This is a genomic window from Streptomyces sp. NPDC005811 (assembly GCF_040630405.1).
Classification (GTDB): Bacteria; Actinomycetota; Actinomycetes; order Streptomycetales; family Streptomycetaceae; genus Streptomyces.
Genome location: NZ_JBEXXK010000058.1, coordinates 43400 through 62409, shown reverse-complemented (window position 1 = coordinate 62409; position 19010 = coordinate 43400). Strand labels below are relative to the sequence as shown.

General features: G+C 70.1%; 18 protein-coding genes. 10 read left to right on the top strand and 8 right to left on the bottom strand.

Annotation, left to right across the window (positions count from 1 at the left end; all coding sequences use genetic code 11):
• Positions 1-52 precede the first annotated feature (52 nt).
• The 7 genes from aceE to ABZ490_RS42215 all read left to right on the top strand — a co-directional run bounded on the left by aceE (position 53) and on the right by ABZ490_RS42215 (position 7997).
• Positions 53-2707 carry a pyruvate dehydrogenase (acetyl-transferring), homodimeric type gene (gene aceE / locus ABZ490_RS42245; RefSeq protein ID WP_359002955.1) on the top strand — a complete coding sequence of 885 codons (2655 nt, stop codon included), beginning with the start codon at positions 53-55 and terminating at the stop codon, positions 2705-2707.
• Complete coding sequence (locus ABZ490_RS42240; protein ID WP_359002952.1) at positions 2704-3471, top strand: class I SAM-dependent methyltransferase; 768 nt, start codon at positions 2704-2706, stop codon at positions 3469-3471. The genes aceE and ABZ490_RS42240 overlap by 4 nt, the downstream gene beginning before the upstream one ends.
• A gap of 80 nt (positions 3472-3551) precedes the next feature.
• The gene (locus ABZ490_RS42235) at positions 3552-4448 is read left to right on the top strand and encodes an RNA polymerase sigma-70 factor (protein WP_359002950.1); all 897 of its coding nucleotides are present in this window, start codon (positions 3552-3554) and stop codon (positions 4446-4448) included.
• Positions 4449-4526: 78 nt separating this feature from the next.
• Positions 4527-5081: an Ohr family peroxiredoxin gene (locus ABZ490_RS42230; protein WP_359002948.1), complete on the top strand. Its 555-nt coding sequence runs from the start codon at positions 4527-4529 to the stop codon at positions 5079-5081.
• 54 nt (positions 5082-5135) lie between these two features.
• Positions 5136-6836, top strand: coding sequence for an FAD-dependent oxidoreductase (locus tag ABZ490_RS42225; RefSeq protein ID WP_359002991.1), 1701 nt, complete (start codon positions 5136-5138; stop codon positions 6834-6836).
• A gap of 98 nt (positions 6837-6934) precedes the next feature.
• Positions 6935-7681 (top strand): SDR family oxidoreductase, encoded by a 747-nt coding sequence (locus tag ABZ490_RS42220; RefSeq protein ID WP_359002946.1) that lies wholly within the window; start codon positions 6935-6937, stop codon positions 7679-7681.
• Positions 7682-7802: 121 nt separating this feature from the next.
• Positions 7803-7997, top strand: coding sequence for a hypothetical protein (locus ABZ490_RS42215; RefSeq protein WP_359002944.1), 195 nt, complete (start codon positions 7803-7805; stop codon positions 7995-7997).
• On the opposite strand, the gene ABZ490_RS42210 is transcribed toward ABZ490_RS42215, so the two are convergent.
• Positions 7936-8652, bottom strand: coding sequence for a sigma-70 family RNA polymerase sigma factor (locus tag ABZ490_RS42210; RefSeq protein ID WP_359002989.1), 717 nt, complete (start codon positions 8650-8652; stop codon positions 7936-7938). The two genes, ABZ490_RS42215 and ABZ490_RS42210, sit on opposite strands and share 62 nt — an antisense overlap.
• Positions 8653-8965: 313 nt before the next feature.
• On the opposite strand from ABZ490_RS42210, the gene ABZ490_RS42205 reads away from it, so the two are divergent.
• Complete coding sequence (locus ABZ490_RS42205; protein WP_359002942.1) at positions 8966-11737, top strand: AAA family ATPase; 2772 nt, start codon at positions 8966-8968, stop codon at positions 11735-11737.
• On the opposite strand, the gene ABZ490_RS42200 is transcribed toward ABZ490_RS42205, so the two are convergent.
• Entirely contained in the window at positions 11734-13299 is a 1566-nt protein-coding gene (locus ABZ490_RS42200; RefSeq protein WP_359002940.1) for a cytochrome bc complex cytochrome b subunit, read from the bottom strand. The genes ABZ490_RS42205 and ABZ490_RS42200 overlap by 4 nt on opposite strands.
• The gene (locus ABZ490_RS42195) at positions 13296-13541 is read right to left on the bottom strand and encodes a WhiB family transcriptional regulator (RefSeq protein WP_359002938.1); all 246 of its coding nucleotides are present in this window, start codon (positions 13539-13541) and stop codon (positions 13296-13298) included. The genes ABZ490_RS42200 and ABZ490_RS42195 overlap by 4 nt, the downstream gene beginning before the upstream one ends.
• A 191-nt stretch (positions 13542-13732) precedes the next feature.
• Between ABZ490_RS42195 and ABZ490_RS42190 the strand changes: the two genes are divergently transcribed.
• Positions 13733-14614, top strand: coding sequence for an RNA polymerase subunit sigma (locus tag ABZ490_RS42190; RefSeq protein ID WP_359002936.1), 882 nt, complete (start codon positions 13733-13735; stop codon positions 14612-14614).
• Here ABZ490_RS42190 and ABZ490_RS42185 read toward each other — a convergent pair.
• Positions 14576-15499, bottom strand: a complete 924-nt coding sequence (locus tag ABZ490_RS42185; protein ID WP_359002934.1) for a sigma-70 family RNA polymerase sigma factor — start codon at positions 15497-15499, stop codon at positions 14576-14578. The two genes, ABZ490_RS42190 and ABZ490_RS42185, sit on opposite strands and share 39 nt — an antisense overlap.
• 185 nt (positions 15500-15684) lie before the next feature.
• Between ABZ490_RS42185 and ABZ490_RS42180 the strand changes: the two genes are divergently transcribed.
• Complete coding sequence (locus tag ABZ490_RS42180; RefSeq protein WP_359002932.1) at positions 15685-16092, top strand: hypothetical protein; 408 nt, start codon at positions 15685-15687, stop codon at positions 16090-16092.
• 10 nt (positions 16093-16102) lie between these two features.
• Here the strand turns inward: ABZ490_RS42180 and ABZ490_RS42175 are convergent, their stop codons facing one another.
• From ABZ490_RS42175 to ABZ490_RS42160, 4 genes are all read right to left on the bottom strand, one after another.
• Positions 16103-16444, bottom strand: a complete 342-nt coding sequence (locus ABZ490_RS42175) for a hypothetical protein (protein ID WP_359002930.1) — start codon at positions 16442-16444, stop codon at positions 16103-16105.
• A gap of 35 nt (positions 16445-16479) precedes the next feature.
• Positions 16480-17835 (bottom strand): NAD(P)/FAD-dependent oxidoreductase, encoded by a 1356-nt coding sequence (locus ABZ490_RS42170; RefSeq protein ID WP_359002928.1) that lies wholly within the window; start codon positions 17833-17835, stop codon positions 16480-16482.
• A gap of 71 nt (positions 17836-17906) precedes the next feature.
• Positions 17907-18314, bottom strand: a complete 408-nt coding sequence (locus ABZ490_RS42165) for a DUF1003 domain-containing protein (protein WP_359002926.1) — start codon at positions 18312-18314, stop codon at positions 17907-17909.
• 76 nt (positions 18315-18390) lie between these two features.
• A complete protein-coding gene (locus tag ABZ490_RS42160; protein WP_359002924.1) occupies positions 18391-18840 on the bottom strand; it encodes an SsgA family sporulation/cell division regulator in 450 nt (149 codons plus the stop codon).
• Positions 18841-19010: the final 170 nt, after the last annotated feature.

Sequence of the window (19010 nt, the reverse complement as noted above, 5' to 3'; positions counted from 1 at the left end):
CGTCGTCGGCACCCCACCGCCTCCTCCCCCCCGCTCCGACAGGAAGCAGCACATGAGTGAGCTCGACCAACTACCCGACCAGGACGGCGAGGAGACCGCCGAATGGCAGGCGTCGCTCGACGCCGTCGTGCGGGAAGCCGGGCCGGAACGGGCCGTGTACCTGCTGCGACGCGTGCACGAGTTCGCGGCCAGGTCCGGTGTGTCCCTGCCCGGGCTCCTGACCTCCGACTACATCAATACGATCCCCGCGTCGGCGCAGCCGGTCTTTCCCGGTGACGTCGCCATGGAGTCCAGGATCACCGCCCTGAACCGGTGGAACGCGGCGGCGATGGTGACCCGCGGCTCCCGCTTCGGGCTCGGCGGCCACATATCGAGCTACGCCTCGGCGGCCTGGCTGTACGAGATCGGGTTCCACCACTTCTTCCAGGGCAAGGACGGGGACGGCTCGGGCGACCAGCTGTACTTCCAGGGGCATTCCTCGCCGGGCATCTACGCCCGCGTGTTCCTCGAAGGGCGCCTGAGCGAGGCGCAGTTGGACGGTTTCCGGCGGGAGGCCGACGGGCACGGGCTGCCGTCCTACCCCCATCCCCGGCGGCTGCCGTGGCTGTGGGAGTTCCCGACCGTTTCCATGGGACTCGGCCCGCTCGCCGCCGTCTACCAGGCCCGGTTCAACCGCTACCTGCACGCCCGGGGGATCAAGGACACCTCGCGGTGCCGTGTCTGGGCCTTCCTCGGGGACGGTGAGACGGACGAGCCGGAGTCGACGGCCGCGCTGGCGCTCGCCGCCCGTGAGCGACTCGACAACCTCACCTTCGTCGTCAACTGCAACCTGCAGCGCCTGGACGGGCCCGTACGGGCGAACTCCAAGATCGTGCAGGAGCTCGAGGCCAGATTCTGCGGTGCGGGCTGGAACGTGGTCAAGTCCCTCTGGGGCGAGGCTTGGGATCCCGTGCTGAGGCAGGACACCACAGGCGCCCTGGTGCACCGCCTCGGCGAGGTGCCCGACGCCCAGCTGCAGACGTACGCCGCCCGGGACGCCACGTACCTTCGGGAACACTTCTTCACGGGCGACGCGCTCTCCGGTCTCGCCGCGGGGCTGAGCGACAGCCGGCTGACCGAGTTGTTCGAGAACTCCCGGGGCGGGCACGAACCGCTCAAGGTCTACGCCGCCTACCGGGCCGCGGTCGAGCACCGGGGCACGCCGACGGTCGTCCTCGCCCAGACGGTGAAGGGGCACGCGCTCGGCTCGGCCTTCGCGTCGCGCAACGCCAACCACCAGATGAAGAAGCTGACCATGGCGCAGTTCCGCGAGATGCGTGATCTGCTCGAACTCCCCATCCCCGACAGCGCGTTGAGTGGCGATGTGGTGCCGTACTGGCACCCCGGCGAGAACGCGGAGGAGGTGCGGTACCTCCGTGAGCGGCGAGCGGCGCTGGGCGGCCCGGCCCCTGTGCGCAGGGTGGTGGCCAAGCCGCTGAAGCAACCGCCGGCCCGCCCCTTCGAGGCTTTGGAGAAGGGCTTCGGCAACCAGGAGGTGGCCACCACCATGGCCCTCGTCCGCCTGGTCAAGGACCTGATGCGCGACCGGGGGACGGGACCGCGCTGGGTGCCGATCATCCCGGACGAGGCCCGCACGTTCGGCATGGAGTCCCTGTTCCCCACGGCCGGGATCTACTCCGCGGACGGCCAGACCTACGAACCGGTGGACGCGGACCAGCTGCTCTACTACCGGGAGGCCAGGAACGGCCAGTTGATCGACGAGGGCATCACCGAAGCCGGTTCCATGGCGGAGTTCACGGCTGCGGCGACGTCGTACGCCACCCATGGCGAACCCATGATCCCGTTCTACATCTTCTACGCCATGTTCGGCTTCCAGCGCACCGGTGACCAGTTCTGGGCGCTCGCCGACCAGATGGGGCGGGGGTTCGTCATCGGCGCGACGGCGGGCCGTACCACGATGACGGGAGAGGGGCTGCAGCACGCCGACGGGCACTCCCATCTGCTGGCGTCCACGAATCCGGCCGCCGTGTGCTACGACCCGGCGTTCGCGTACGAGATCGCGGTGATCGTGCGGGAGGGGCTGCGCCGCATGTACGGCGAGCGGCCCGAGGACGTCTTCTACTACCTGACGGTCTACAACGAACCCAAGGAGCAGCCGGCGATGCCCGCCGGGCCCGGGGTCGAGGAAGGTGTCGTGCGGGGCATCTACCGGTTCCGGCAGGCGGCCGAGGCCGCCGGGACGGAACCACGGATCCAGCTGCTGGCCTCCGGTACGGCCATCCACTGGGCGCTGCACGCCCAGGAGTTGCTGGTGTCCCAGTGGGGCGTCCACGCCGACGTCTGGTCGGTGACCTCCTGGACGGAACTGCGCCGCGACGCGCTGGACGCGGACCGGGCGCGGCTGCGGGGTGAGGAACGCGTCCCCTATGTGACGGCGGCGCTGGCGGACGCGCCCGGACCGGTGTTGGCGGTCAGCGACTGGATGCGGCAGGTGCCCGACCAGATCAGCCAGTGGGTCGGTCACGACTACGCGTCACTGGGCACGGACGGCTTCGGGCTGTCGGACACCCGGGACGCCGCACGGCGTTACTTCCGTGTGGACGCCGAGTCGATCGTCATCGCCGCCCTGGACCGGCTGGCACGCGCCGGGGAGGTCGGTCCGGAGGCGGTCGGACAGGCCCGCGAGCGGTACGGATGGCGCGGATGACCGTCCTGAACCCGTCACCGGTCGATTCTCCCGGGCGGGAGCGACAGGACGCCTATGCGATCAGCGCGGAGTTCTACGACCTTCTGCAGGCCGAACGGGACGAGATCCGGGTGCGCGCGCTCTACCGCGACGACGTCCGCCGCGCCCGGGTCGGCGTGCTGGACGTCGGCGCGGGCACCGGGCGGGTCACGCTGATGAGCCTCCTGGAGTCGCGGGTCCCCGTGCACGCGGTGGAGCCCGCCCGGTCCATGCGTACCCCGCTGATGACGCGTCTGGCATCCCTGAACGCCGAGCTCACGACGCGGGTGACGGTACACCCGCAGGGGCTCGACGAGACCGGGCTGCACGGGGTGGCGGACGTGGCCGTCTGCCACAACACCGTGGCCTGCCTGCACCCGGCGTCGCGCCGGGCGCTGTGGCCGGCCGTCGCCCGGGCGCTCGTACCCGCAGGGGTGCTGCTCGTCCAGCTGCCACCGGCTCGTCTGCCGCGTCACACGACCACCCATGTGCTGCCGACCCGGACGGTCGGCCGGCACGAGTACGGGGGCCGCATGGTGACGTCGGCCGACGTGGACCGGATCCGGGCACGGTTCGACTACTGGGTGCGCGGTGACGGGCGGGTGCTGCGTCGGCACGACGAGACGTTCTGGTTGTGGCCGGCCACGCGTGCGGAGATGATCGCGCAACTGGAGGAGGAAGGTTTCATCGCGCTGCCCGAACGGCCGGACCCGTCCGTACTGGCCGTACGACTGGCACGAGCATGACGTGCTCCGCCCGGTCGGGACCCGCCCGCGTACCATGGGCAAGCGCTTGCGCGAACGGGTCGGAACTGAAGGCGGCACGCATGGGTATGAGGGACGGCACGGACTCCCTCGACGAGGCCACGAAGGTGTTCATGGCGGAGCGGCCCCGGCTCTTCGGCATCGCCTACCGCGTGCTCGGCAGCACCGCGGAGGCCGAGGACGTCCTTCAGGAGGCATGGCTGCGCTGGCAGCACACCGACCGTGGCGCGGTCCGCGACCCGAAGGCGTTCCTCGCCACCGTCACCGCCCGGCTGGCGATCAACCTCGCGCAGTCCGCCAGGGTGCGGCGCGAGTCGTACGTCGGTCCCTGGCTGCCCGAGCCGATCGACACGCGCGCCGATCCGCAGGTGGGCGCCGAGCGGGCCGAGGCCCTCGACCTGGCGGTTCTCTTCCTCCTGGAGAGACTGAACCCCGTGGAGCGGGCCGCCTATGTGCTGCGGGAAGCCTTCGACTACCCCTACCAGCAGATCGCGGGCATGCTGGAGACCAGCGAGACCAACACACGCCAGCTGGTGAGCCGGGCGCGCAAGCGCATCTCCTCGGAGCGCCGCAAGCCCGTCGGCGCCACCGAGCACCGACGGCTGATGGAGGTGTTCCTCACCGCGGCGCAGACCGGCGATCTGGCCGTGCTGGAGGACATCCTCACCGAGGACGTGGTCAGCTACACCGACGGGAACGGGCTGCGCGGGGCGTCCCGGATCCCGGTCGTCGGCCTGGTGCACGTCTCCCGCTACCTCGCTGCCTTCGGTCCGCGCTTCTGGCCGCAGAAGGAGATCGACTGGGTCGAGGCCAACGGCGCGCCGGCCGCCCTCGTCTCGGCCGGCGGGACGGCCGTGGTGCTGCTGACCCTCGACATCTCGGAGCGTGGCATCGAGCGGGCCCTGTGGGTCATGAATCCGGATAAACTGGCGCGTTACGTGACATCGCTGGCCGGCTGAACGGGCCGGGTCGTCACACCGCCGGTGACTCGCCGGTCAACCAGTGGTCCGAGACCCCCACACACCGAGGTGTGCTCGATGACCGAACCGACCCAGCCGCCCGACCTGTCCACGGAGAAGGACTTCGAGGGTGATGCCTTCGCTCCCCTGTACACCACGACGGTGACCGTGACCGGCGGGACGGCGGCCCACGGGAGAGCCTCGGGGAGGGCAGGCTCCGACGACGGAACCCTCGACCTCGACCTGCGCCTGCCCGTCGAACTCGGCGGGGACGGCCGGGGGACCAACCCCGAACAACTGTTCGCCGCCGGTTTCGCGGCCTGCTTCCACGGCGCGCTGAGCCTCGTCGCACGGCGGGCCGGGCTCGACCCCGCCCCGATATCCGTCGAGACGACCGTGGCGTTCGGCCGCAGTCCGCAGGACGGCGGCTACGTCCTGCACATCGACCTCGTCGTCCACTGGCCGGGCGTCACCCGTGACGTCGCCACCCCGCTCCTGCGGAGGGCCGACGCACTGTGCCCCTACGCCAGGATGGCCTGGCACGGCACGCCGACCACCATCACCCTGGCCTCCCGGGGCGACGGCGGCCCAGAGGTGTCACAGATCGCGGGACCGTCCGGTCGTACCGGATGAAGACCCCAGCGATCGGAGTGGACCGTGGCTGTCACCGAACAACGTCTTGCCACCATGGTGCTGGTGATCGGCACCGGAGGTGCCGGTCTGCGCGCGGCGATCGAACTGGCCGAGGCCGGCGTCGACGTCCTCGCCGTCGGCAAGCGGCCCAAGGAGGACGCGCACACGGCGCTGGCGGCCGGGGGCATCAACGCGGCGCTCGCCACCATGGACCCGGAGGACAGCTGGCAACAGCATGCCGCCGACACCCTCAAGGAGAGCTACCTCCTCGCCGATCCCCGCACCGTGGAGATCGTCACCCAGGGCGCCGCCCGGGGCATCGACGACCTGGAGCGCTACGGCATGGCCTTCGCCCGGGAGGAGGACGGCCGGATCTCGCAGCGTTTCTTCGGCGCGCACACGTTCCGGCGGACCGCCTTCGCCGGTGACTACACCGGCCTGGAGATCCAGCGCACGCTGATCAGGCGCGCGGAGCAGCTCGACATCCCCGTGCTGGAAGGGGTGTACATCACTCGTCTGCTGGTGCACGAGGGCACCGTGTTCGGCGCGTACGGCTTCGACCTGACCAGCGGCAGGCGCTACCTGATCCACGCCGACGCCGTCGTCCTGGCCGCCGGTGGCCACACCCGCATCTGGCGGCGCACTTCCTCTCGGCGCGACGAGAACACGGGCGACTCCTTCCGGCTGGCCGTGGAGGCCGGGGCCCGGCTGCGGGACGCCGAGCTGGTGCAGTTCCACCCGTCCGGCATCATCGAGCCGGAGAACGCGGCCGGCACGCTGGTCAGCGAGGCCGCCCGGGGCGAGGGCGGCATCCTGCGCAACGCGCTCGGCGAACGGTTCATGAACCGTTACGACCCCGAGCGCATGGAGCTGTCCACCCGCGACCGCGTGGCCCTCGCCGCGTACACGGAGATCAAGGAGGGGCGCGGCACCCCCAGGGGAGGTGTGTGGCTCGACGTCTCGCACCTGCCCCGGCAGACGATCATGACGCGCCTGCCCCGCGTCTACCAGACCCTGCTCGACCTGCAGATGCTGGACATCACCCGCGAGCCGATCGAGATCGCGCCCACCGCGCACTACTCGATGGGCGGGGTGTGGGTGCGTCCGGAGGACCACAGCACGGACGTGCGCGGCCTGTACGCCATCGGTGAGGCGTCGAGCGGGCTGCACGGCGCCAACCGTCTGGGCGGGAACAGCCTCATCGAGCTGCTGGTCTACGGCCGCCTCACCGGGCAGGCCGCCGCCGCGTACTCGCAGTCCCTGACAGCCCAGCCGCGGTCGCGGTCCGCCGTCGCGGAGGCCCGCGCCGAGATCGACGGACTCCTCGACGGCGACGGGCCGGAGAACGTCCGCGCCCTGCAACGCGCGATCCGCAACACCATGACCGAGCACGCGGGCGTCGTACGCGACGAACACGGCCTGCGCGCGGGACTGGCGGAACTCGCGGTGATCGAGAAGAGGATGCAGGACGTCGGCATCCACCCGGACATCGCCGGCTATCAGGACCTCGCGCACGCCTTCGACCTCAAGTCCGCCGCCCTCGCGGCCCGGGCCACCCTCGAATGCGCTCTGGAGCGACGCGAGACGCGCGGCTGTCACAACCGCAGCGATTACCCCGGCCTGGATTCCGCTCTGCGGGTGAATCTCGTGTGGTCCCCGAAGACGGGCGTCACCCGCGAGAGCATTCCGGCCGTCCCCGACGAGATTTCCACCCTGATGCAGGACGTCTCGACCACCGGCAAACTCGTCGAATAGGAGGTGTCACAGGCAGATCCGGTACCCGGTCTCTACTTATACAGGCGCTTATACAGGCGCTTATACAAGCAGCAGGGAAACCCGAAAGGAATGTCGTCATGAAGGTCGTAGTGATCGGTGGAACCGGGCTCATCGGCTCGAAGGTGGTCGCCAGGCTCGGCGAGCACGGGCACGAGGCGGTCGCGGCGTCGCCCAACACCGGCGTCAACACGCTGACGGGCGAGGGGCTGGCCGAGGTCCTGCAGGGCGCGCAGGTCGTGGTCGACGTGTCGAACTCGCCCTCGTTCGAGGACGAGGCCGTCATGGAGTTCTTCCGCACCTCGACGACCAATCTGCTGAAGGCGGAGACGGAGGCCGGTGTGGCCCATCACGTGGCGCTGTCCGTGGTCGGCACCGACCGCCTCCAGGGGAGCGGGTACTTCCGGGCCAAGCAGGTCCAGGAAGATCTGATCAGGGCGTCCGGCAACCCCTACTCCATCGTCCACGCCACCCAGTTCTTCGAGTTCGCGAAGGGACTCGCCGACGGGGTCACCGAGGGTGACACCGTGCACCTGCCCGATGCCAAGATCCAGCCGATCGTCTCCGACGACGTGGCCGCGGCCGTCGGCCGCACCGCGGTCGGGAAGCCGGTGGACGGCGTGGTCGAGGTCGGCGGCCCCGAGGTGTTCCAGCTGGAGGAGTTCATCCGCATGGGGCTGACCGCCCTGAACGACCCGCGCAAGATCGTCACGGACCCGCAGGCGACGTACTGGGGCGCCCCGCTGCAGGACGACACCCTTCTCCCGGCCCCGGACGCCCAGCGGGGCGGGACGAAGTTCGCCGACTGGCTCGCACAGCAGAAGTAATTCCCCGGGGTGGCTCTCACCGAAAGGAGAGGGCCACCCCTGCCCTATTTCGTCGACGGGCGGCGTTCATCCCTCCGGAGAAAGGGATCGCTCCGCTCACACGCAAGGTCATGGAGAAACGATGTCCCTCATCGGTGAGGACCGCGTCGATCTCGCAGCGACATGCGCGTCACTGACCACCGAAGCCGCCGAGCTGCGTATGCGGGTCATGGAACTGCGCCAGGAACTCGCGGACCTCGGCGCGCGCATGAACGTCATCGCGACCGCACTGGACCGGCACACGCCCTGTGGTCCCGAGGAGATCGCCGGTCGCTGACACCTGCCGCATCCGTCGACAGCGCCTCTTCCAGGTGCCCGAGGTCACCGGTCCGGGCTGCCGAGAGGAACGCCTGAACGAGACGCCGGTACGCGACGGAGTCGACCGGCTGCCTGCGGTGGTCCCCGGTGAGCCGCCGCTGGGCGCGGACGACCTGCTGCCGAGTGTTGACGACGCTGAGCCGCAGGATCCCGGCGATCCGGTCGTACGGGTAGCCGAACCCCTCCCTCAGGACGTACGCCGCACGTTGGCTCGGAGTCAGGGTCTCCATCAGCAGGAGAACCGCCCGCTCGACGGCGTCCTGACGCTCGGCCACCGCTTCGGGGTTCGCCTCGGGGTCCGTCCGCTCCGGGAGCGAGGGGCCGGCACAGGACTCCCGGCGCTTCCAGGCGGACTGGACGACGTTGATGGCCAGCCGGACGGCGGTCGTCCTGAGCAGAGCCGACGGGTTGGAGACAGCCGTGCGGTCGGCGCCCTGCCACCGCAGCCAGGTCTCCTGGATGACGTCCTCGGCCTCGTGCGCGTTCCCGACGATCTGCCTGGCGAGGGTGAGCAGTCCGGGCCTGGCCCGTACGAACACCAAGGTCGCGTCGTCCAGCGCGATGACGGACGTACCCGCCGTCTCGCGGCTCTGCCCGGTCTCGGTCGGATGCATGTCCACGTCCGGCTCCTCTGCTCCGTGGGTCAGCAGCTCGAACGGCAGCCGGCATCAATGTCGCGCCCGAAGGCCGCCCGGCGCGCCCTTGGACGGCCGTAGGGGACTGCGTGGTCGTGCCGTGGCGGGTCCGTGGCCGACCCGTCCGCACCGTCGTTCCGGGCCGGGCACCCGATCCACCACGTGTGCTCGGCGTCGAAAGATCTCAGCCGTTTACGATGGACCCGGCTCGCCTCGGTCGCACCACGGCCGCAGTGATCCGGCAAGGCACCGGCCGACGCCCCGCCGGGAGGATCTGACGTGGGAGGCTGCCATGACGAGCCGCGGTTCCGGAGCCGGACTCCTCGACAGGCGGAACGAGCGTCGGGCCCTCGACGACCTGCTGGCGGGCGCCAGGGACGGGCGCAGCGGGGTCCTGGTCCTGCGAGGTGAAGCGGGGATCGGGAAGACCGAGCTGCTGAAGTACCTGCGGGCGCGCGCGACCGGATGCCGTACCGTCAGCGCTGTCGGCGTCCAGTCCGAGATGGAACTGTCCTACGCCGGCCTGCACCAGCTCTGTGCGCCACTGCTGTCAGGACTCGACAACCTCCCGGAGCCCCAGCGCGACGCACTGCGGACGGCGTTCGGGCTGCACGGCGGGGGCGCGCCCGACCGGTTCCTGGTAGGTCTGGCCACGCTGAGCCTCCTCTCGGACTTCGGCGGGAGCGAACCGCTGGTCTGCGTCATCGACGACGCGCAGTGGCTGGACCGGGTCTCGGTACAGACTCTGGAGTTCGTCGCCCGCAGGCTGCTCGCGGAATCCGTGGTGCTCGCCGTCGCCGTGCGCGAGCCGGCCACCGGCGAGGTGTTCACCGGACTTCCCGAACTGACGGTGTCCGGGCTGATCGAGGACGACTCCCGCAAGCTTCTCGCCTCGGTCGTCACCGGCCCGCTCGACCGCAGGGTGCGTGACCGCATCGTCGCGGAGACCCGCGGCAATCCGCTCGCCCTGCTCGAACTGCCGCACGCGCTCACCGCGCTGGACCCGGCGGGCGACGTCGGGCGCCCCGGCGCGGGGCCGGTGACGAACCGCCTGGAGCTGGGTTTCCTCCGCCGCGTCCAGGCGCTGCCGACCGAGACGCAACGCCTGCTGTTCGTCGCCGCCGCCGAGCCGGTCGGCGACGTGACGCTGCTCAGGCGGGCGGCCGAGCGTCTGGGCATCGCCGTGGACGTGGCCGCGGCGGACGCCGAGGCGTCGGGATTGATCGCCCTCGGCGCCTGGGCGCGCTTCCGTCATCCGCTGGTGCGTTCGGCGGCCTATCGCGCGGCGGGCCCGGACGACCTGCGCGAGGTGCACAGAGCCCTGGCGGACGTGACCGACGCCCAGCTCGATCCGGACCGGCGGGCGTGGCATCTGGCGCGTGCGACGGTGCGACCCGACGAGGCGGTGGCCGCCGAGCTGGAGCGTTCGGCGGACCGGGCGCAGGCACGTGGCGGGGTCGCCGCGGCGGCGGCCTTCCTCGACCGGGCCGTCCAGCTGACGCCCGACCCCACGCGCCGGGGAACCAGGGCGCTGGCGGCGGCACACGCCAAATACCAGGCCGGCGCCTTCGACGCCGCGCGGGAACTGGCGGGCGCGGCCGAGCTGGGCCCCCTCGACGATCTCGGAGTCGCACGGTCGACCCTGCTGCGCGGTCGGATCATGACCGCCTCCAACAGCGCCGGCGCCGGCCTGCCGCTGCTGCTCGAAGCGGCCAGACGACTGGAGCCGCTCGACGCCGGGCTCGCCCGGGAGACGTACCGGGACGCGATCTACGCGGCCCTCACCGCCGGTCGGCTGCCGCACGGCGAGGGGATCCGTGAAGTGGCCGAGGCCGTTCTCGCGACGCCCACGCCCCCCGAACCGACACGCGACGATCTCCTTCTGGACGGCCAGGCGCTGCTGACCACCGAGGGTTACGCCGCGGGCACGCCGATGCTGCTCCAGGCCCTGGCCGCGTTCCGCACCGGCGGGATCACGCCGAAGGAAGGGCTCGGCTGGCTCCCGCTCGCCTGCCGCCTGGCCCACAGCACATGGGACTTCGAGAGCTGGTCCGTGCTCTCGGCACGGCTGGTCGACCTCGCACGCAGGACGGGAGCCCTGTCGGTGCTGCCGTCGGCGCTCCTGCTCCGGCTGTCGAACCGGGTCTTCGCCGGCGATCTCGCCGGTGCCGGCTCTCTGGTCGCGGAGGCGACGGCGATCGGCGAGGCGACCGGCAGCAGTTTCTTCGCGCACTACAGCGCGCTGGTCGTCGAGCCCTGGAAGGGGAGGGAGGCCGCGACCCGGCAGGCGATCGCCGCGGTCACCCAGGACCTTCTGCTGCGCGGGGAGGGCAAGGTGGAGACCGCCACACAGTGGGCCGCGGCGGTGCTCTACAACGGCCTCGGCAGGTACGCGGAAGCCTTTACGGCCGCTCTGCGGGGCTGCGAGAACCCGGAGGAACTCGGTCTCTCCATCCAGTCCACGGTCGAGCTGATCGAGGCCTCCGTACGACTGGGCAGACACACGGAGGCGGCCGCCGCGGTGCGCAGAATCACGGACATGGCGCAGGCCGGCGGTACCGAGTGGGTGCTCGGCACCGCTGCCGCCGTCCGCGCTCAGGTGAGCGAGGGACAGGTCGCCGATGCCCTGTACCGCGAGGCGATCGAGCGGCTCGGTGGCGCGGGGGTGCGGATGGACCTCGCCCGGACCCATCTGGTGTACGGGGAATGGCTGCGCCGCGAGAACCGCCGAGCCGACGCCCGTGCTCAGCTGGGCACCGCGCACGACATGCTCAGCCACATCGGAGCCGGGGCCTTCGCCGAGCGCGCGCGCCGCGAACTCCGGGCGACGGGAGCGAGGGTCCGCAAGCATCCCGCCGCGGCGCAGGCTGCCCTCACTCCTCAGGAGGAGCAGATCGCCCGCCTGGTCCGGGACGGTCTCACGAATTCCGAGGTCGGTGCCCAGCTGTTCATCAGCCCCCACACGGTGGAATGGCATCTGCGCAAGGTGTTCTCGAAGCTCGGCGTCACCTCCCGCAAGGAGATCCGCACCATACGTCTCGCGGGCGAGGCGGCGTCCGCCTAGGCATGGTCGTCGGTGCGCTCCTTGTGCAGCGCCCGGTACTCCTGCGCGGTCGGCTTGGTGATCTGCGTGCCCTCTCCGTGGAGGAGCTCGCTGATCCGGGAACGCAGCTGCCGGGAAGGGCGGACACCGGGATCGATCGGCCGGTACTGCTCGTGCTGGGTGAGGAGGTGGAGTCGTTCCTGGCTGAGCGGCTCGTGCGCCTCGACGAACGCGCCGTCGGGCATGCGGGTGATGACGCCGGTCTCGCGTCCGTGCAGGACTTTGTCGCGGTCGCTGCGCTGGAGGCCGAGCGTCAGCCGCTTGGTCAGTGCATAGGCCGCGGCGGGAGCGACGAAGAGTCCGATGCGGACGGCCCACGTCACCGACTCGACCGAGACATGGAAACGGACGGCGATGATGTCGTTCGCGGCGCCGATCAGGGACACCAGGTAGAAGCTGAGCCATGCGACGCCGAGTGCCGTTCGCACGGGACGGTTGCGTGGTCGGTCGAGCAGGTTCTGCTCGCGGGTGTCGCCGGTCGCCCAGTACTCGATGAACGGATAGGCACCCAGGGCGAGGAAGAGACCGACACCCACGGTCAGGGGAATCAGGTTGTCGAGTGCCAGGGTGTGACCCCAGAAGTCGATTTCCCAGCCCGGCATCACCCGAAGCAGCCCGTCCGCCACGCCCATGTACCAGTCGGGCTGCGACCCGGCCGAGACCTGGTCGGCACGGTAAGGCCCGTACTTCCAGACGGGGTTGATCTGTACGGCCGCGGCCATGACGAACACGGCACCGCTCACCAGCAGGAGGTACCCGGAGGACTTGACGACGCGAACCTTGGCCGGCACCCCCACGACATTGCTGGGGGTACGTCCACGGCCTGGGTACTGGGTGTGCCTGTGGTAGAGCATCAGGACCAGATGGGCGGTCAGCAGTCCCACCATGAGCGCGGGGATGACCAGCACATGGATGGTGTTGAAGCGCGCCACCAACTCGTCGCCGGGGAACTCGCCGCCGAAGAGGAACATCGACAGGTAGGTCCCGACGATGGGAATGGACAGGATCGTTCCGTTCACCACGGCGAGGCCGGTGCCGGACAGCAGGTCGTCCGGGAGGTCGTAGCCCGTCAGCCCGGCGAACATGGCGAGAACCAGCAGCAGGAATCCGATCAGCCAGTTGAGTTCGCGCGGCTTGCGGAAGGCGCCCGTGAAGAACACCCGCATCATGTGGGCGAGTAGGGCGGCGACGAAGACCAATGCCGCCCAGTGATGGGCCTGCCGGATCAGCAGACCGCCGCGGACGTCGAAGGATATGCGCAGGGTCGAGTCAAAGGCCTCCGACATCATCTGGCCGCGTAGTGGTGCGTAACTTCCGTCGTACCGCACCTCCTTCATCGACGGATGGAAGAAGAAGCTCAGATACACGCCCGTGACGATGAGAACGACGAAGCTGTAGAGACAGATTTCCCCCAGCATGAAGGACCAGTGGTCCGGGAACGCCCGTCGCGCTCCTTCTCTGACCAGCCGGCGGACGCCGGAACGTCGGTCGGCCCAGGCGGCGACCCTTTCGCCCTTGTTCATGGAACTGCCACCCGCATCCCGGTCCCTCGCATCGCACGGCGTTCGCTCTCCGTCGTTCCGCCCCAGATGCCGTCCACACGTCCCATCCGCACGGCCCAGTCGAGGCACTGCTCGGCGACGGGACAACGGCCGCACACCGCCTTCGCCTCGTCGATCTGCCGAAGCGTGGGACCGATGGGGGATATGGGGAAGAAGAGCTCGGGATCTACGCGCAGGCAAGCTGCCCGCTCACGCCACTGCATGGCATGGTCACCTCGTTCACAAGTCAGGGGAAAGGAAGTACGACGTTGTCCTGTAGGACCGGGCAGCCGGCGTATGTGTGACACACGGCCGCGACGCGTCGTGTCACACGATCCGGTGGTTCCCGGTCGTACGGGGTGAGCCGACGCCCCTGCCGCGTGCGGGGCAGTACGAGCGAGAGCGAGGATGCCCCATGGACCGGAGCGATGCGGTGTCGATCGACGAGCTGTGGGAGGAGCGTCGGTTCCTGCTCGATGTCGCCCACTGGATGCTGGGCGACCCGGGCGCGGCGGAAAGCGTCGTCGACGAGGCGTATCAGCGGTGGTACGGGCTGTCCGACGCGGCACGTCGGCGGGTCACCGTCCCCCGGTCCTGGCTGGCGAAGTCCGTGGGCGGGATCTGCCTGGACCGGCTCGCACGGACCGGCCGGGGCGCGGCCGGCCACGAGGAGGCGCGCGGGGCACGGCCGCAGGACGTGGCGGAGGAGGCCGGTCGGGTCGTGCTGAACGCGCTGGAGTCGCTGTCGACCGCCGAGCGCGCGGCGTTCGTGTTCCGTGCCTTCGGGATGGCCCCGGGCACGGTCGCCGACATCGTGGGCCGCACGGAGCCGGAGCTCGCCGAACTCGCCGAGCGGGCCGGACAGTGGCTGCGGTTGCGGCGCACCCGCTCCACGACACCGCGGCAGCATGACGCCGTCGTCCGTGCCGTGCACCGGGCGTGCGTCACCGACGACGGCGCGCTGCTCACGTCGTTGCTGTGCTCGGACGTGACGGCGTTCTTCGACGGCGGCGGCAAGGTGCGGGCGTTGACCGGACCGGTCCACGGCTGTCGGCCGGTCGCCGACAGCCTTCTGACACTCCTGGCCCGAAGCCCGCACACCACCCTGACCACCCATTCCGTCAACGGCCGGACCGGCCTCGTCGCCCGCTACGGCCACGCGGTCGCCGCTGTCATCGGGCTCGACGTCCTGGACGACCGTGTCGCCCAGGTCTGGGTCATGCTCAACCCCGACAAACTGCGGTCCTGGAATCCAGCCCTACGGGAGACCGGAGGTGGCCGCGAAACGGGAACGTGAATCGAGGAAAGCGGCGATCTTGCCCGGCGTGAACACCCACAGCACCTGGTGGATGCCGTGTGTCGAGGCTGCCGCGGTCATGAAGGCGACCGTCCGCCCGTCCCGGTGGACCAGTACCCCCGTGGCGCCATTGGCATCGACGAGCTCCGGCACAGCCTCCCGCCACAACTGCCGGTAGGCCGCGAGCCTGGCCACCCGGGCACGGCCCAGCACCGGTACGCGCGCACAGCCCCGCATGCCGTTGCCGTCGGAGAGACTGACGACATCGGGTGTGAGCAGGGCTTCCAGTGACGCCACGTCTCCCGTCGTGGCCGCTGAGACGAAGGCGTGGAGGAGGCGTCGGTGTTCAGCCGCGTCCACGGTCTTCCGCCGCTCGTCCAGCAGGTGCCGACGAGCACGGCTGACGATCTTCCGCACATTGACGAGGCTGACTTCGAGTATGTCGGCGATCTCGGCGTAGGCGTAGTCGAAGGCCTCGCGCAGTACATAGGCGGCGCGCTCGACGGGAGTCAGTCTCTCCAGCACCAGGAGCAGCGCCATCTCCACCGCCTCCGCGCGCTCGGCACCCACCTCGGGGTCCGCGCTCGTGTCGACGGGCTCCGGCAGCCACGGTCCGATGTACGTCTCCCGGCGCACGCGCGCCGACTGCGCGACGTTGATGGCCAGGCGGGTCGTGGCGCTCGACAGGAAGGCCGCGGGGTTCAGCACCACCGAGCGGTCGGTCTTCTGCCAGCGCAGCCATGCCTCCTGCACCACGTCCTCGGCCTCGACCGTGCTCCCGAGGATGCGGTAGGCGATCCCGAACAGCCGCCTGCGGTGGTGTACGAAGACGGCGACAGCGTCCTCGAGGTCGTCGGGTGTGGTGGGGGACGGTTCGACGTACATGATCCATGGCCTCCGTTGCTCCGGCTCATCGCTGCATGGACCGCGACCGATGGTCGCCTGTGACAGAAAGGGACGATGTTTTTCACAGACCTGCGAAATCACACTGTTTCGAGACACGGAGATGTTCTGTCTGACACGCGGAGCACTGCATATGATGGGGACAAGGGTTGAGGAGGGGAGAACCGATGGTCTCCGCGAGCCGCACGGCACACAGCATCGAGGCCACCGCCGAGGGCCTTCAGGAGGAACTGGCCCGGCTGAAGTTCCAGAAACAGGCGCTGGAACGGGAGTTGGCGGCGGTCGTGGCACATCTCGGCTCGGTACAGCGGGCCCTCGGCGCTCTCGAGAGCGCGCTGGTCACTCCGGTCGCCGCCACCGAGGTGGACCCGTACGGGAAGCTCACCGAGCAGATCTTGGCGTACTTCGCCGAGGTGGGTGACGTCGAGGTACGAGCCCGTGACGTCGCGGCGGCGCTGGGCCGTGACACCGACAGCGGAACCATCAACGCGGTCCGCAGCACACTCGACCGTCTCGTCGCCTCCTCCCGCATCCAGCGGGCCGGCAGGGGCCTGTACCGCAGCGGGCGCTCCTAGCGCCCGTCGGTCACCGCGACGAGCCGACGATCACCACGACGCACACGATCATCATCAGGGTGATCAGCGCCATCCCGGTGAGTGTTCCCCGCAGCCAATGCCGGATCCTGACGTGGTGGTGCGCCTCCATCGCGCCGACCCGCTCGGCGATGTGGTCGGTCACCATGCGAGCGACATATTGCTGCTCGTCGACGTACCACTGTTCGATGTCCCGCTTCTGCTCGGGGGAGAGTCCCTCCACACGCGCGGTCAAGTGCGCCACGCGACGGTGCGCGGCTCCCCTGTGGGCCTCCCGATACAGGAAACCCTCGATGTCGGGCAGGCCGCGTGCGGCCTCCTCGCGTGCGGCCACGGCGTACCCCCAAGGGAGACGAGAACCCCACATGGTCATGTCGTGCTGCCTTCCTTCGCCCGGCCGGCACTCGGGTTCTGCGCCCGCCCACCCGTGACGAAGGCTTCCCGCGGGTGCTGGACGGAGGCGAGAGAGACAAGATCCCGGCCGGTCAGGGCCGCGGTGAGCCAGACCGCCAGAACGCGGATCTTCCGTTCCCAGCTGGGCACCGCGAGCACGTGGTACCCCCGGTGCATCAGCCACGCCGGGAACCCCTTGATGACGAGGGCCTTGTACTGGAAGACGCCCCGCCCCAGCCCCAGCGTCGCCACCACGCCCAGGCTGCCGTGGCGGTAGTCCCGGACGCGCCGCCCGCGCAGGTCGGCCACGAGGTTCCGGGCGAGACGTCTGCCCTGTCGTACGGCGTGCTGGGCGTTCGGCACCGTGCGCGCGCCCGGCACCGGCGAGGCCAGGTCGGGGATCGACGCGTCGTCGCCGGCGGCCCATACGTCCGGCACGGGTTCGGCGTCGGTACCCACGCGGAGATCGGCGCGGGCCAGCAGCAGGCCCCGCTCGTCGAGCGGCAGGTCGGTGTGGTTGTGCACGACCGGGTTCGCGGCGTTGCCGGCGGCCCAGACGATCAGCTCGGAGTCGTACTCCGCTCCGTCGGAGAGAACGACGTGGCCGTCCTCCGCGGACAGGAGTTGCGTGTTCAGATGGATGTGCGCGCCGCGGCGTTCCAGGTGGCGCACCACCCAGGCACCCGGCTTGTCGCCCACCTCGGGCAGGATGCGGTTCCGGGCCTCGACCAGGTGGAAGGACAGGTCGTCGACGGTCAGTTCCGGATAGGACCTGAGCATCGCGGTCGCCAGCGAGAGCAGTTCACCGAAGCCCTCCACGCCGGAGAACCCGCCTCCCACGAACGTGACGGTGAGCAGCCTTCGCCGCTCGGGGCCGGGCGGCAGCGACGCGGCCTGGTCGAACGCGGTCATCAGCCGGTCACGGATCGCCACGGCCTCCTCCACGTGCTTGAGGCCGATGGCCTGCCGCGCGAGTCCCGGAATGGGGAAGGTGCGGGTCACCGCGCCGGCGGTGACCACGAGGGTGTCGTAGCGCAGCTCGTAGGTGTCGCCGCGCACCGGGCGGACGGTCACCGTGCGGTCCGCGTGGCTGATCCCGGTCACGGTGCCCGAGACCAGCCGGGTGCCGCGCAGGTGCCGCCTCAGTGACACGACGGCGTGACGCGCCTCCACCGAACCGGCCGCCACCTCGGGCAGGAAGGGCTGATAGGTCATGTACGGGCGCGGGTCGACGACCGTGACCCGCGCCTCGCCCGGACGCAGCTTCTTCTGCAGGCCCCAGGCGGTGTAGAAGCCCGCGTAGCCGCCGCCGACGATCAGAATCTCTCGCATGACTGCCTCTGCTAGTTGTCCGTCACCAGGTAGACCGAGCGGGCCGGGCCGATGTGACACGCATGGGCGACTCAGGCCGTGGCTCCGGGTCCCCGCTCGGGGTTCCCGTCGCTGTCCGGCTCACCCGCGGCCGCCGCGTCGACCGCTCTGTGGATCTCGACGGTGAGCGTGTGGACGAGTTCCGTGAGGTGGGTGTTGTGACGCAGTTCGAGTTCCTGCGCCTCGTAGTCGTGGTCCGCCTTCTTGCGGGTGAACTCGGCCTGTCGGTTCTGACCGATCATCACGAACGTGGACAGGAAGATCGCTTCGAGCGAGACGATCAGTGTGAGTGTCGGCCATGGGCTCTTCTCCGCCCAGACCATCCATACCGCGAACACGGCCACGTGGATGTAGACGAACTGCATCGATCCGGCGAACCGGGTGATCCAGTCGGCGATCCGCAGCTGGACGTCCTCGGCGCGCTCCTTCTGCGCCTCCACATAGGCAGGGTGCCTGCGCGCCGGGTACGGGGTCCGCGATCCCGGCCGGCGCCGGTCCGTCCGGGGCGGACGGCCCCTATCGAAGCGACTCACCGGGGCCGCTCAGGAGTTGGTGGACGGCTCCGTCCATGTCCAGGTGACGTTCCTCGCGGCCGGTGGGCACCATCGCGAAGGTTCGTCGGAGGAAGGCGCCCACGGCTCGCGCCGAGGCGGTCACGACGACCGCCTCCCGCGTCGGACACGGGCACAGCGCGATGTGCACCCTGTCCACCGCCGGGTCCCGGCAGGGCCAGACCTGGACGTCGCCGAGACCGGCGAGCTTCTGCAGCCCGTCCAGGAGGAGATCGCGGCCGACCACCCAGCGCACGGTCGTATCGGTACACAGGTGAAAGGTCAGGGACACCGCGTAGGGATCGGCGCAGTCGTAGGAAAGATCGAGCATCACGGGCCGGTCCACTCCTTCGGCGACGACCAGGCGGACCAGCATCCGGCACACCACAGGAGTGCGACTGTCGGGTTCTCTCATCACATCACCGCTCGGTCGATCGGTGGGAGCAAGGGGATCGAAGGACACACGGTGTGCTGCGTCTTGTGCCCGTTCGTGTGATTCAGTGACCTCTCGATTCTGCGAGTCCCCCATGGGTTCGCACCATCAGTCAAATGACCCGCAATGCGCCTCGCAGTCACGTGACTGAT